This is a genomic window from Polynucleobacter sp. MWH-UH23A (assembly GCF_040409805.1).
Lineage (GTDB): Bacteria > Pseudomonadota > Gammaproteobacteria > Burkholderiales > Burkholderiaceae > Polynucleobacter.
In genome coordinates this window covers 20,496-33,546 of record NZ_CP099572.1, presented here as the reverse complement: position 1 = coordinate 33,546, position 13,051 = coordinate 20,496, and the positions used below count along the sequence as shown (strand labels likewise).

The 13,051-nt window shown below is 44.9% G+C and carries 15 protein-coding genes and 1 tRNA gene; 6 read left to right on the top strand and 10 right to left on the bottom strand.

The window, feature by feature from the left end; translation table 11 throughout:
• Nucleotides 1-91: 91 nt before the first annotated feature.
• Nucleotides 92-748, top strand: coding sequence for a GNAT family N-acetyltransferase (locus NHB35_RS00185; protein WP_353432386.1), 657 nt, complete (start codon nucleotides 92-94; stop codon nucleotides 746-748).
• 15 nt (nucleotides 749-763) lie between these two features.
• Here NHB35_RS00185 and NHB35_RS00180 read toward each other — a convergent pair whose 3' ends face one another.
• The 3 genes from NHB35_RS00180 to NHB35_RS00170 are packed head-to-tail and all read right to left on the bottom strand — an operon-like array spanning nucleotide 764 to nucleotide 2,408.
• Entirely contained in the window at nucleotides 764-1,111 is a 348-nt protein-coding gene (locus NHB35_RS00180; RefSeq protein ID WP_353433449.1) for a c-type cytochrome, read from the bottom strand.
• 17 nt (nucleotides 1,112-1,128) lie between these two features.
• Nucleotides 1,129-1,752 (bottom strand): BON domain-containing protein, encoded by a 624-nt coding sequence (locus NHB35_RS00175; RefSeq protein WP_353432385.1) that lies wholly within the window; start codon nucleotides 1,750-1,752, stop codon nucleotides 1,129-1,131.
• Nucleotides 1,753-1,805: 53 nt separating this feature from the next.
• On the bottom strand, nucleotides 1,806-2,408 hold the full coding sequence (locus tag NHB35_RS00170) for a phosphoheptose isomerase (protein ID WP_353433448.1): 603 nt from the start codon (nucleotides 2,406-2,408) through the stop codon (nucleotides 1,806-1,808).
• Nucleotides 2,409-2,513: 105 nt separating this feature from the next.
• Here NHB35_RS00170 and rsmI point away from each other — a divergent pair, with 105 nt between their 5' ends.
• Nucleotides 2,514-3,410 (top strand): 16S rRNA (cytidine(1402)-2'-O)-methyltransferase, encoded by an 897-nt coding sequence (gene rsmI / locus NHB35_RS00165; protein WP_353432384.1) that lies wholly within the window; start codon nucleotides 2,514-2,516, stop codon nucleotides 3,408-3,410.
• A gap of 63 nt (nucleotides 3,411-3,473) precedes the next feature.
• Here the strand turns inward: rsmI and NHB35_RS00160 are convergent, their stop codons facing one another.
• Nucleotides 3,474-3,965 carry a c-type cytochrome gene (locus tag NHB35_RS00160; RefSeq protein ID WP_353432383.1) on the bottom strand — a complete coding sequence of 164 codons (492 nt, stop codon included), beginning with the start codon at nucleotides 3,963-3,965 and terminating at the stop codon, nucleotides 3,474-3,476.
• A gap of 102 nt (nucleotides 3,966-4,067) precedes the next feature.
• On the opposite strand from NHB35_RS00160, the gene NHB35_RS00155 reads away from it, so the two are divergent.
• The 3 genes from NHB35_RS00155 (at nucleotide 4,068) to NHB35_RS00145 (ending at nucleotide 5,595) form a co-directional block, all read left to right on the top strand.
• Nucleotides 4,068-4,143 (top strand) — tRNA-Arg (locus tag NHB35_RS00155).
• A 190-nt stretch (nucleotides 4,144-4,333) separates the two neighbouring features.
• Nucleotides 4,334-5,368, top strand: a complete 1,035-nt coding sequence (locus tag NHB35_RS00150) for a fatty acid desaturase (protein WP_353433447.1) — start codon at nucleotides 4,334-4,336, stop codon at nucleotides 5,366-5,368.
• Nucleotides 5,369-5,409: 41 nt separating this feature from the next.
• Nucleotides 5,410-5,595, top strand: coding sequence for a hypothetical protein (locus NHB35_RS00145; RefSeq protein ID WP_353432382.1), 186 nt, complete (start codon nucleotides 5,410-5,412; stop codon nucleotides 5,593-5,595).
• 34 nt (nucleotides 5,596-5,629) lie between these two features.
• Here the strand turns inward: NHB35_RS00145 and NHB35_RS00140 are convergent, their stop codons facing one another.
• A complete protein-coding gene (locus NHB35_RS00140; RefSeq protein WP_353432381.1) occupies nucleotides 5,630-6,274 on the bottom strand; it encodes an MBL fold metallo-hydrolase in 645 nt (214 codons plus the stop codon).
• 75 nt (nucleotides 6,275-6,349) lie between these two features.
• On the opposite strand from NHB35_RS00140, the gene gcvH reads away from it, so the two are divergent.
• The gene (gene gcvH, locus NHB35_RS00135) at nucleotides 6,350-6,742 is read left to right on the top strand and encodes a glycine cleavage system protein GcvH (protein WP_353432379.1); all 393 of its coding nucleotides are present in this window, start codon (nucleotides 6,350-6,352) and stop codon (nucleotides 6,740-6,742) included.
• 7 nt (nucleotides 6,743-6,749) lie between these two features.
• Here gcvH and priA read toward each other — a convergent pair whose 3' ends face one another.
• The 5 genes from priA to atpG form a co-directional block, all read right to left on the bottom strand.
• Nucleotides 6,750-8,885 carry a primosomal protein N' gene (gene priA / locus NHB35_RS00130; protein WP_353432378.1) on the bottom strand — a complete coding sequence of 712 codons (2,136 nt, stop codon included), beginning with the start codon at nucleotides 8,883-8,885 and terminating at the stop codon, nucleotides 6,750-6,752.
• A 268-nt stretch (nucleotides 8,886-9,153) separates the two neighbouring features.
• Complete coding sequence (hemE, locus tag NHB35_RS00125; protein WP_353432377.1) at nucleotides 9,154-10,266, bottom strand: uroporphyrinogen decarboxylase; 1,113 nt, start codon at nucleotides 10,264-10,266, stop codon at nucleotides 9,154-9,156.
• A gap of 15 nt (nucleotides 10,267-10,281) precedes the next feature.
• Nucleotides 10,282-10,698 (bottom strand): F0F1 ATP synthase subunit epsilon, encoded by a 417-nt coding sequence (locus NHB35_RS00120; RefSeq protein WP_215316641.1) that lies wholly within the window; start codon nucleotides 10,696-10,698, stop codon nucleotides 10,282-10,284.
• Between the two features lie 21 nt (nucleotides 10,699-10,719).
• Nucleotides 10,720-12,120, bottom strand: a complete 1,401-nt coding sequence (gene atpD / locus NHB35_RS00115; RefSeq protein WP_112202554.1) for a F0F1 ATP synthase subunit beta — start codon at nucleotides 12,118-12,120, stop codon at nucleotides 10,720-10,722.
• Nucleotides 12,121-12,175: 55 nt separating this feature from the next.
• Nucleotides 12,176-13,045 carry a F0F1 ATP synthase subunit gamma gene (gene atpG / locus NHB35_RS00110; protein WP_353432376.1) on the bottom strand — a complete coding sequence of 290 codons (870 nt, stop codon included), beginning with the start codon at nucleotides 13,043-13,045 and terminating at the stop codon, nucleotides 12,176-12,178.
• Nucleotides 13,046-13,051: the final 6 nt, after the last annotated feature.

Genomic DNA, 13,051 nt, shown 5'->3' with positions numbered 1-13,051 from the left:
TCGTTGGGGTCGTCAAAAACCCCATTTGCGCATAAGCCACAAGCTAAGGGAAAACCCTGAAATTTTCCTTGATTAGTGCTAACATGTTGCTATGCACAATAAATTAGCGAACAACCACTCACCTTCCAGCCCTTTCACGGTGGGGCAGGTAGTTCCTGTACGCGAATTACATGCAGGTCACAGGGACGCAATCCTCAACCATCTGCTCAAGCTTAGCGATGAAGACCGTCGCTTACGTTTTGGCACACAGACTCCTGATGAAGTGATTCACCACTACGTTGAACACCTAGATTTCAATCAAGATGCGGTTTTTGGTGTATTCAATGCCGATCTGGAGCTGATTGGTATGGCACACCTTGCCTATCTCCCAGAGATTAAAGGCCAAGCGCGTGCTGCTGAATTTGGAGTTTCCGTGCTACCTGAAGGCAGAGCACAAGGGCTTGGCACTGCATTACTCAACCGCTCTGCGGTGCACTCACGTAATAGCAATATACAAACGCTTTATGTTCACTGCCTTGCAAACAATAAAGCCATGATGCATTTAGCTCAAAAGGCTGGCATGAAAGTGGAGTATGCATACGGCGATGCTGATGCTTATCTCACCCTACCACCAGCTAACCCAAGCACGATTGTTGAAGAAGCAGCAAACGAACAATGGGCAGATTTTGATTACGCATTAAAAGAAAATTTGAAACTTGCTAATCAAGCATGGTGGTGGTTTCTAGGAAAACCTAAACACGCGCGTTAATAAATAATGCGAGGGTTAGTTTGGTGCGCCACGTAAGATCCAACTCACCAATAATGACAAATCGGCATCACTTAATTTTGCGTTTGCAGGCATCGGCACTACACCCCATGAGCCTGCACCGCCCTTAGTAATTTTGTTTTTTAAAAACGTTGGCGCGTTTTGATCGTGTTTATATTTTTGCGCAACAGATTGAAAACTGGGTCCAACAATTTTTTTATCTACTGCATGACAACCTAAGCAAGCATTTTGTTTTGCAAGTACAAATGCTTTTTGGTCTTCGCTATTACTATATGCCTTTGTCGCAAAGAAAAACAGCGCTGTAAAAATAAATACTATTTTTACAAGCGCATATTTTTGCAACATCACAAGACTACTAAAATTTATTGGAACTTTGGCGGACTGCTTGGTTGTGATTCATCAGCCTTGCCCTGTTTCTCTAGTCGATTTTTTTCTGCATCAGAAATGATATCAAAGTAAACGTAAACATCTTTCACGCCATTGGTATTGCTAGCTACTTTTTTGGCCAAGTCCGCTTCTTTCTGAGTCAAGATCCCCATAAGATATACGCTTGTTCCTTCTGCCACTATCGACATAGAGTTTGACGGCAACTGATCGGTAAAAATCATCTGCGTTTTAATCTTTGATTCGAGATAAGAATCGTTGGCCCGAGCAGTGTATGTGCTGTTTGGGCCGATAACAATCTCGTTGAACACGGTACGAGCATTCTTCATTGCTTTTACGTAAGCATCGGCTTCGCCTTTAATATCCGCATCTTTTGCTTCGCCAGTTAACAATACCTTCTGATTAAAAGAAGTCACATTAATGTGTGCGTTATCTCCAAATTTTTTCGACAGCGCCGCATTTGCTTGCATCTCAATTCCATTGTCAATTGCTTGCACTCCTGGTGTACGACGATCAGCCATCACACTAGCGCCTGCTGCAACACCGCCCACCGCTAAAATTCCACACGCAGATAATTGTGTAACAAGTAAAACTGTAATCAAAGATTTACTGATGAATTGGATTTGCATAAATGTACTTTGTGTTGATTTAAAAATTAATCCAAGAGCATGTGATCAACGCCATCACATAAGCCATGCAGCAAGACCAAATGCGTCTCCTGAATGCGCGCAGTACGTGTTGAAGGGGCACATAAATGTATGTCGTCTTTATCCAAAAGAGTCGCAATCTTTCCGCCACCGTTTCCAGTAAGCGCAATAATTTTGATGCCAATCTTTTTCGCAGCTTCTATTGCTTTGACAACATTCTTAGAATTTCCGGAAGTAGAAATGGCCAACAAAACATCGCCTTTCTTACCAAGGCCTCGTACTTGTTTGCTAAATACTTCGTCGTAGCTGTAGTCATTACCAACCGCAGTCAGAATTGAGCTGTCAGTTGTTAAAGCAATTGCAGCTAACTCTTGGCGCTCACGCTCAAATCGACCGATCAGCTCTGCTGCAAAGTGCTGGGCATCAGCAGCCGACCCACCATTGCCACAAGCCATTACCTTGCCACCCGCTTGCAAACAATCCGCCATAGCCAGCACTCCTTGAGCAACTGCATCTGGAAGTGTTTTTTCTGCTTCCTGCTTAACAGCAATGCTATCTAAAAAATGCTGAGATGCGCGCTTGCGCAAACGTTCAATCGTATCTTTGTTCATAGCAATATTATGCGCTAAGGTAACGCTCAATTTAGATGTCATCAGCTTAACTCAAAACCAACGTATTCTCTTGTTATTGATTCATCTTCAGCAGACAATAAACCCATGGAATTTGCCTCGTTCGATTTTTTAAAACAACAAGATTTGCCATCTGGGGCTTTATACATGGTTGCAACACCCATTGGGAACATGGGTGATATCACCTTGCGCGCCCTACATGTTCTCAATTCCGTGGATGGGATTGCCTGTGAAGATACCAGGCATAGCGCAGCCCTATTGCGACAGTTCGGTATTCATAAAAAATGTATTGCGCTTCATGACCACAATGAGCTTAGTGGCGCTCAAACTGTAATTCAACATCTTTCGAATAATGAGCGCTGGGCCTATGTTTCTGATGCAGGCACTCCAGGAATTTCTGACCCTGGTGCGCGCTTAGTTGAGCAAGTTCAGAATGCTGGCTACCGCGTTATTCCAATCCCTGGCGCAAGTTCCGTATCTTGCGCGATATCAGCATCTGGTTCAGTCATGCTGAATTCAGAAGGGCGCTTTCAATTCTTGGGTTTCTGGCCACATAAAACTAAGGATCGAGAAACCTGCTTGCAAGACATTATCAGCAGTAAGAAAGTAAGTATTTTTTTCGAATCGCCACACCATATTCGCGAGACACTTCTCTTGCTTGCAAGTTCTTTAGAAAAAGAACGTTCTTTACTCATCTGCCGAGAGCTCACAAAGAAATTTGAGCAATTAGCTTCGATTCAGGCACATGAAATTTCAGAATGGCTTGAAAATTCCGAACATCTAAAAGGCGAATTTGTCATTCTAGTGGCGGGTCGCAAGGGCAATGCTGATGAGGCTGTAGACACAGATTCTCTCAATCGCTGGGCGCGTGCATTAACTCCCTATTTGGGCAGCAAAGAAATTGCTACGGTGCTTTCCCAAACCTTAGGCGCAAACAAAAAAGAGGCTTACCAAGTTGCTCTAGATGCAAAAGCAAAAGAGTAAAAAAATAAAAGCTGGCTACATGCCAGCTTTTAAAAATACAAGTCTAAGAAATTATTTTGTTAATTACTTAGCAGCAGGTGCTTTTGGTTCTGGCAATTTGCCACCAGATGCATTGGCCATATAAACAACTGCGCGGCCTAATTCGTAATCACTAACGTCAGCAGGGCTTGATCCGCCACGCGCTGGCATTGCTCCTTTACCCTTGAGGACGGAGGTCAACAATGAGTCATAGCCCTTTGCAATACGTGGGGCCCATGCACCTGCATCGCCAACCTTTGGAGCGCCAGCAGCGCCAGTTGCATGGCATGAAGAGCAAACTGCTTTGTAAACTTGTTCGCCAGTTTGCAATTCTTTAGGGCCGCTGGCGTCTTTGAAATTAAGTTGGGCAACCGGCTTGATGAGCTGTTCGGTCGTTGTTGTAGATTCACCGCGCTTACCGTTGTTAACGAACACCATCAACAACAAAATAATGATCAAGGGCACAAAAAAGCTTGCGAACACCATGATGATGAGTTGTTTTGGGGACTTAATCAGATTTCCGTGCTCGTTGCTCATAAGAATTTATCGTTTGACGGGTTTTAGGGTTGTTTTGCGGTGATTATAACTAGAGAGTAGGGGTATAGGCACTTACAATAACGGGGTATCCAGTTTTTATGGGCGCCCGTAGCTCAGTGGATAGAGTATTGGCCTCCGAAGCCAAGGGTCGCAGGTTCGATTCCTGCCGGGCGCGCCAAAACACAAGGGGTTTTTGACTTATATCATGCGTAAAATCATGAAAACCGCTAAAATTTGCGTCTAACTTATTGATTCTTATCGTGTCTACACATCTAAATTCAGCCCTTTCAGAGCCGTCACTGACAAATCCCTTGCCTCCTGAGGCGCCATTGCCGCACCGCAAAATTATTCGGAGTTGGCTCATTCCAATGGCCCAAGGCGAAACAGCACGCGCAATTATGTTGCTGTTGATTGATTCATTCTTGTGGCTCGGTTGCATTGCAGGTACCGTATTTGTTGAAAACGTTCTACTAAAAGTTGTTTTTGGATTAATTGCTGGTTTTGTCACTGGTCGCATTTTTATTTTGGGTCATGATGCATGTCATCAAAGCTTCACCCCCAATCGCGAACTCAACAAAGTGCTTGGACGTATTGCATTCTTGCCTTCACTCACACCCTACAGCTTGTGGGATGTTGGTCACAATGTTGTGCATCATGGACAAACCAATTTAAAGGGCTTTGACTTTGTCTGGGCTCCATTATCAAAGGAAGAATATGACGCCTTGCCCTCATGGCGTAAGGCTCTAGAGCGCCTTTACCGTAGTGGCTGGGGTCCTGTTTTCTATTACTTAATTGAAATTTGGTGGAGACGTGAGTACTTCCCAAATGCAAAAAACAAACCTGGTGATCGCCCTATTTTCTTAAAAGACAATTTGCTCGTCACTGCATTTGCGATTGTTTGGATTGGCTGTCTAATTGCTGGTGCGATCGCTACTAACCAATCAATTTGGGTTGGCCTTCTTACCGGTTTTGCAATTCCATTTTTGTTTTGGAACGGCATGATTGGATTTGTGGTCTACGTTCACCATACCCACCCATCAGTATCTTGGTATGACAAAAAATCGGAGTGGTTGCGCGCCCAACCTTTCGTTTCAACTACCGTACATTTAACTTTTAGCTGGATTTGGGGCTCTTTAATGCACCACATCATGGAGCACACCGCCCATCACGTAGACATGAGCGTACCTCTATACCACCTCCCAGAAGCCCAAAAAACCCTCGAAACCATCCTTCCAGAGCGTATTTTTATCCAAAAGTTCTCTTGGGCATGGTATTTCGACACTGCGCGCAAGTGCAAGCTTTACGATTTCCAAAACAAAGCTTGGTTGGATTTTGATGGGAACAAGACGGCAGACTCCGTCAGAGTGGTGCTATCCCCAGTGCCAGTAGGGCAAAACGGGTAAAATAGTAGTTTGTATAAAGATTTGCCTTACTCGGATTGCCCATGACTACAACGACTCCAGCTGCCGCACAAGATTCTTCACAGAGCCTCAAATTTTGCTCTTCTTGCAGTCGCGAAAAACGTCTTGAAGGTGGAACTTGGATTCCTACCAGCAATCGCAAGCAACGTTGGATTTGCGCCAGCTGCTTATACAACCGTACGCACCGCACTGGTTCAGCAAAAACCTAATTAGCGCAAGCTGCACATGCAATCATTGCGATTGCTAGGCTTTATCACCCACATAGGGATTCGTTTTACGCTCGTTGCCAAACGTTGACATGGGTCCGTGTCCAGGCACAAACTGCACATCATCGCCCAAGGGCCATAATTTTGTTTTAATCGCATGAATTAAATCCGCATGATTGCCCCGCGGAAAATCTGTTCTACCGATAGAGCCCGCGAACAATACGTCGCCAACAATCGCTAGGCGATCTTCTTTGCCATAAAAAATCACATGTCCTGGTGTGTGTCCAGGACAATGAAACACTTCAAAATTGACATTGCCAACTTGCACATGATCGCCATCGTTGAGCCAACGATTGGGTTCAAATACTTTGGCATGTCCAAAACCAAAACGAACGGTTTGTTCCGGCAGCTGATCAATCCAAAAACGCTCATCCTCTTGTGGCCCTTCGATAGGCACCCCAAGCTGATCCGATAAGTCTTTGGCAGCTGCGCAGTGATCTAAATGGCCATGAGTGAGCAAAATCTTTTTTACCTTGCCGCCCATTTGTTTTACGCCATCCAATATCTTTTCAATATCCCCGCCGGGATCAACTACGGCGGCATCACCCGTTTCTTGGCAAACCAAAATTGAACAATTTTGCTCAAAAGGGGTGACTGGAACTATTCCTAATTTGATTGGCATAAAACACATCACTAAAAATGAATAAGGATTCCTAGTTTATGGGACTGGGAATAAAATGGGTCTAAAGGATAAACAATGAATACCGAAGATACATTTAAATTCGCGCAAACTCATGAGTGGGCTGACCTAGAGGGTGATGGCTTAGTATGGGTTGGGATTAGTAACCATGCTCAAGAGGCTTTAGGCGATGTGATGTTTTTTCAAGCACCCAAGCTTGGCCAACAAGTAAAACAAGGTGAAGCCATTGCCGTCATAGAGTCTGTTAAAGCAGCTAGCGACATTCATGCGCCAGTTAGTGGTGAAATTATTGCTCTGAATGAAGCAGTAGATGCCAACCCAGAATTAGTAAACCAAAACCCCTATGGCATTTGGTTATTCAAAATCAAGCCGAGCTCTGAAACCACTCTGTCTTCAGACTTAAACCAGCTCATGAGTTTGGATCAATACAACTCTTCTGCAGGAGCTTAGGCTTAGCCTAAATAGATATCGGATCGCGCTCAATTAGCCACCGAATCCGATCTTCCTTGCTAATGCGGCCCTGAGACCGGGATCGCAAGTCACCATCAATAGCTTCTAAGGCCAATTGCAATCGCTTGCGATCCACAGACTCAATTAGCAGTTGAGCGCGCTCAATGCCAGCTACCCGCATCATGCTTCTAGGAACTGGGTCATAAGCCTTTAAGCCGGAGCCTATTAGACCCTGATCATGCAATCGACCTTTAAGCTTAATTAAAAAGCGTATTGCCTTATCAAGACTCTTGGCTTCTGCATGAACCAAAGCCTGATAGCAGAAAGGTGGCAACTTTGCCTCTTCTCTTTCTGCGGCCAAATGAGCCAAAAATCCATCGACATCATGTCTCAACAAATACTGATATACCGCCGCTTCCGGAAACTGAGTTTCGATAAAAATATCGCCACTGCGCTGGCCATCCTTATTTGCCCTTCCTGCACGACCTGCAACCTGAACTAGTTGTGCAAACAATCTCTCGGCCGCCCGAAAATCTTGTGAGAACAGTCGAGCATCAGCGTCCAATACAGCCACAAGACCAACGCGTTGGTAGTCATGCCCCTTGGCAATCATTTGGGTGCCAACGACGATGTCGACATTGCCATCGTGTATTTCTTGAAACAATTCTTCAGCGTCTTTGCTTTTGCGACTTGAGTCAGTGTCTACACGCAATACCCTTGCATTTGGCCACCACTCTTCGATCGCGTCTTCCAGCTTTTGGGTGCCTTGCCCCAAGGTTTTTAGATCAGCGTTACCGCAATCAGGACAGTGGCTAGGGATACCTTTTACTAGGCCACAATGATGGCAACTTAAAACTGGTTTTCCGCCCAAAGCGCCTGCTTTATGCATCACCATATAAGAGCTGCATTGATGACACTTAGACAACCACGAACAAGCACTGCAACTAAGTACTGGCGCATAACCTCTTCGATTAATTAAAACGAGGCTTTGCTTACTTTCATATAGATTTTTTTGAATTGCTGCAACTACTGGCTTGCTTAAAGAAATGTTTAAGCCTGGCTTCACTTTGTCGCCTGGGCTGAGTTGGTTTTGCGGATCCCGCAAATTGAGCAAATGCACATTTGGCAATGCCGCACCTTGAGCTCTTTGATCCAGCCGCAGGTGCTGATAACGGCCGGCTTTGGCGGCCATCCAGGTTTCTAGAGAGGGCGTTGCTGAAGATAACACTATAGGAATTTTTAAATCGTGTGCACGCCAGATTGCGAGATCTCTCGCCGAGTAACGTATGCCATCTTGCTGTTTATAGGATGGGTCATGCTCTTCATCAACTACGATGGCACTCAGCTTGGGAAAAGGCGTCAGAGCAGCTAATCTGGTTCCCAAAATAATTTTTGCCTCGCCAGTAATTGCCTCATACCAAGCGATTCCGCGCTTCTTTTCAGAAACGCCACTATGCAACACTGCCATTTTCTTTTCTGGGAAATAAGCGCGTACGCGTCGCTCTAATTGAGGCGTTAAATTAATCTCCGGGACCAATATCAATGCCTGGGCTTTACTGTCGCCAAGAAGAATATTTAACCAATGCAAAAAAACTGCTGTCTTTCCGCTGCCAGTTTGACCCTGTAGCAAAGCAGCATGATATTTTTCTTGTCGGCAAGAATCGTTTAGCTGTGTCAAGGCAGTTTTCTGGGCTTCATTTAACTCAGACTCTGCGACATATCCTTCAGCAATCTTTTTTTCAGATTCTTTTTTCTTTGGCTTTTTATTCTCATCGGCCAAGTGTGAACTCGATAGTTTTTCCCAAGAAGAGGGTTTTTTCCACATCTGCGGGATTGCTGGAATGATGGTTTCCCCAAGCCCGTGGATGTAGTACTGGCTTGCAAAACTCATGAGCCGCAAGGCCGCTGCATCCATTGGTGGCAATGGCGCTACCTTGGTAACAGACTTTAATTTATTTATTTTATAGTCAGAGTAAGCACTTACTTTTATTACTGCTCCGACTAAAAAGGATCTGCCAAATGGAACTTCAACCACATGCCCGATTTGCGGATCTAGCCCCAAACTTGTTTTGTCCCATAAGTAATCAAACCCTTGGGCAAGGGGCTTGTCTACAACAACTTGGACCACAATAGGTGAGGGCATCAGGCACTTCGTTTTATCTATTTTGCTTGTGGATAAGTCTGTGGATATCATCCAAAAACTTTGATTTATAAGCTAATTTACCAGCAAACTTTGAATACTTACCTTTTGATTAAATTGCAAAATTTTCCTTAATAATCAATAATTTGCATTACTTTCCGAAAGCTTCTGTTTATCTTTTAACGCAATCTCACTGAATTTTCATTTTTAGATGTTGCTGTGCATAACTTTTATGGAAAATCTCCCCAAGAAAGTTAGCAGTTACTCAGTATTACCGCTTTGTCCTTAAAGCCCTAGAGTGCTTAATCACCGTTTCTGCCAAAACAGACACACTCTCTGGCGGCGTGAATTGGGAAATCCCATGGCCCAAATTAAATACATGGCCATCCAAAGAATGTAAGCCAGATTTAAGAGGTGGGGCGCTAGCCAAATCATCCAATATTGCACTGGCTTGTTTTGCGATTTGCTCTGGCTCAGAGAACAAAATCAGTGGGTCTAAATTGCCTTGCAAAGCCAAAGGCTTATTTAAGGAGAGTAATTGTTTGCGCGCACGACCAAGAGAAATAGTCCAATCTAATGCGATCACATCTGCACCAACTTGCGCCATATCATCCAACCAAATAGCGCCACCCTTAGTGAACATGATTACTGGAATTTTTCTACCATCGTGCTCTCTTGGTAATGCGGCAATCACTTTTTGCATCGATGCCAAAGACATTCTTTGATACCAACCGTCTGGTAGCATCCCGCCCCAGGTATCAAAAATCATCAGTGCTTGTGCGCCAGCTTTCACTTGCTCAGTTAAATAATTTGCCACTGATTGTGCATTGATATCCAAGATATGCTGCAATAAATCAGGGCGACTAAACATCATCGTTTTAGCATGACGAAAATCATCTGAGCTAGAACCATCAATCATGTAACATGCCAAGGTCCATGGGCTTCCTGAAAAGCCAATCAAAGGAACACGTTGCTTACCATCCTGAGCTAATGCGCTGCGTATTTCCGAAACAGCATCAAATACATACTTGAGCTCGCCCATATCCGCAGCACGTAGCTTCTTAACAGACGCCTCATCACGCAAAGGATGATCAAAACTAGGGCCTTCGCCCGCAGTAAATTTCAAGCCCAATCCCATAGCATCGGGAATGGTCAAAATGTCAGAGAACAAAATTGCCGCGTCCAATGGATATCGATCCAAAGGCTGAAGTGTTACTTCGGTGGCATATGCAGGATTTTTTGCCAGGCCTAGAAAACTTCCGGCCCTTGCGCGCGTGGCGTTGTACTCAGGAAGATATCGGCCAGCTTGGCGCATGAGCCAAAGCGGTGTTTGATCTACCGCCTCGCCCAGGCAAGCCTTTAAAAACCGATCGTTTAACAGCAAGGAATAACCGGTTTTTTATTTTTTACGACGAAAACGCGCAATTGCTGCCAGCTGTGCAGCAGCCATTGCAAACTCAGATTGAGCTAATGCCAAATCGAATTCTGTGCCACGATTTTGCATGGCTTCTTCAGCGCGTTTCTTAGCTTCTAATGCTTTTGCTTCATCCAGATCGTGCCCACGAATAGCAGTATCTGCCAATACAGTTACATGATCAGGCTGAACTTCTAAATAGCCACCCGCTACAAACACAAACTCTTCGTCGCCATCAGCTTTTTCAATACGAACTGAGCCTGGACGAATGCGTGTCATTAATGGAGTGTGGCCGCGCAAAATACCGAGCTCGCCACTTTCACCAGGAAGCGCTACAAACTTCGCTTCACCGCTGAAAATAGATTGCTCAGCACTTACTACATCGACGCGTATGGTTGACATAATTTCCCTAGATGAGTTCGATTAAAGCTTCTTCGCTTTCTCGATGGCTTCATCAATTGAACCCACCATGTAGAACGCTTGCTCAGGCAAGTGATCCAATTCACCGCTAACGATCATCTTGAAACCACGGATGGTTTCTTTCAATGGAACGTATTTACCTGGTGAACCAGTGAATACCTCAGCAACGTGGAAAGGCTGGGACAAGAAACGTTGAATCTTACGAGCACGCGCCACAGCCAATTTGTCCTCTGGAGACAATTCGTCCATACCCAAAATCGCAATAATGTCGCGCAATTCTTTGTAGCGCTGCAAAGTCATCTGTACTGAACGAGCCACTTCATAGTGCTCTTGGCCAACCACTTGTGGGTCAAGCTGACGGCTAGTGGAATCCAATGGATCAACCGCTGGGTAAATACCCAAAGCAGCAATATCACGTGACAATACAACGGTGGAGTCTAGGTGCAAGAAGGTTGTTGCAGGTGATGGATCGGTCAAGTCATCCGCAGGAACGTAAACAGCCTGAATAGATGTCACAGAACCAGTCTTGGTAGAAGTAATACGCTCTTGTAATTTACCCATTTCTTCAGCCAATGTAGGTTGGTAACCCACAGCAGAAGGCATACGGCCTAGCAACGCAGAAACTTCGGTACCAGCCAAGGTGTAACGGTAAATATTGTCAACGAAGAACAGAATGTCACGACCTTCGTCACGGAACGCTTCAGCCATAGTCAAACCAGTCAAAGCAACACGCAAACGGTTACCAGGAGGCTCGTTCATCTGACCAAACACCATCGCCACTTTGTCGATAACGTTAGATTCTTTCATCTCGTGGTAAAAGTCGTTACCTTCACGAGTACGCTCACCAACACCTGCGAACACTGATAAACCTGAGTGTTGCTTAGCGATGTTGTTAATCAATTCCATCATGTTCACGGTCTTACCAACACCCGCACCACCGAACAAGCCGACCTTACCGCCCTTAGCAAATGGGCAAACCAAGTCAATAACCTTAATACCAGTTTCCAAAAGATCAACTGAAGGAGAGAGCTCATCAAACTTAGGAGCTGGCTGGTGAATTGCACGACGCTCTTCAGTCGCAATCGGGCCTGCATCATCAATTGGGCGGCCTAAAACGTCCATGATGCGGCCCAATGTTGCTGGACCAACAGGAACAGAAATTGGCTTACCGGTGGACTTCACTTCCATGCCACGACGCAAGCCATCACTAGCGCCCATCGCAATCGCGCGAACTACGCCATCACCGATTTGTTGCTGAACTTCAAAGGTCAAACCTTTTTCAGCAAATGATTTTTCGCCGCTTTCAACTAATGTCAACGCATCATAAATGTTTGGCATTTTGTCGCGTGGGAACTGAATGTCCACCACTGGACCGATACATTGCACGATATTTCCGTTACTCATCGCTTTCTCCGCTTTTAATTCCGTAAATTCTTTCGTATTCCTAAATGCTGACCGCTTAAACAGCAGCCGCTCCACCAACAATTTCAGACAACTCTTTGGTAATAGCAGCTTGTCGTGTTTTGTTGTAATCCAATTGCAATTCACCAATTACGTTCTTTGCGTTATCAGATGCTGCCTTCATGGAAACCATGCGAGCAGACTGCTCGGACGCCATATTCTCGGCAACCGCTTGATAAATCATCGCCTCAACGTAACGCTTTAATAAGCCATTCAAAATGGACTCAGCATCGGGCTCATAAATGTAATCCCAAGATGGCCCTGACTTATCTTCAGAGCTCAAACCTGCCGGCTCCAAAGGTAAAAGCTTTTCTAAAATAGGTTCTTGTTTCATTGCATTCACAAAGCGTGTGTATGCCAAATACACTGCATCAATCTCACCCTTCTCAAACGCTTCCAACTGGGCAGTGATTGCGCCAATCAAAACATCCAAATGTGGCGTATCGCCAATTTGAATTGTTTGAGAAATGAGTTTTGCTTTTGAGCGATTCAAAAACTGAAGACCTTTTGAACCAATCGCTGTGTACTCAATTTCAATATTTTTTGCCTGCAAATCGCGCACTTGGTTTGCAATCAAACGCAATACGTTGGTATTTAAGCCACCGCATAATCCTTTGTCTGTTGTAACCAAAATCGTGCCAACTTTCTTAACTTCGCGAGTCGCCATGTAAGCAGGGCGGTACTCGGGATTTGCTTTAGAAAGATTAGCCACCATTTCACGAATTTTTTCGGCGAATGGGCGCGCATTACGCATGCGCTCCTGGGCACGACGCATCTTTGATGCGGCGACCATTTCCATCGCTTTCGTGATCTTGCGCGTGTTTTGCACGCTCTTGATCTTGGATCGTATCTCTTTTGTGCCGGCCATGATTTA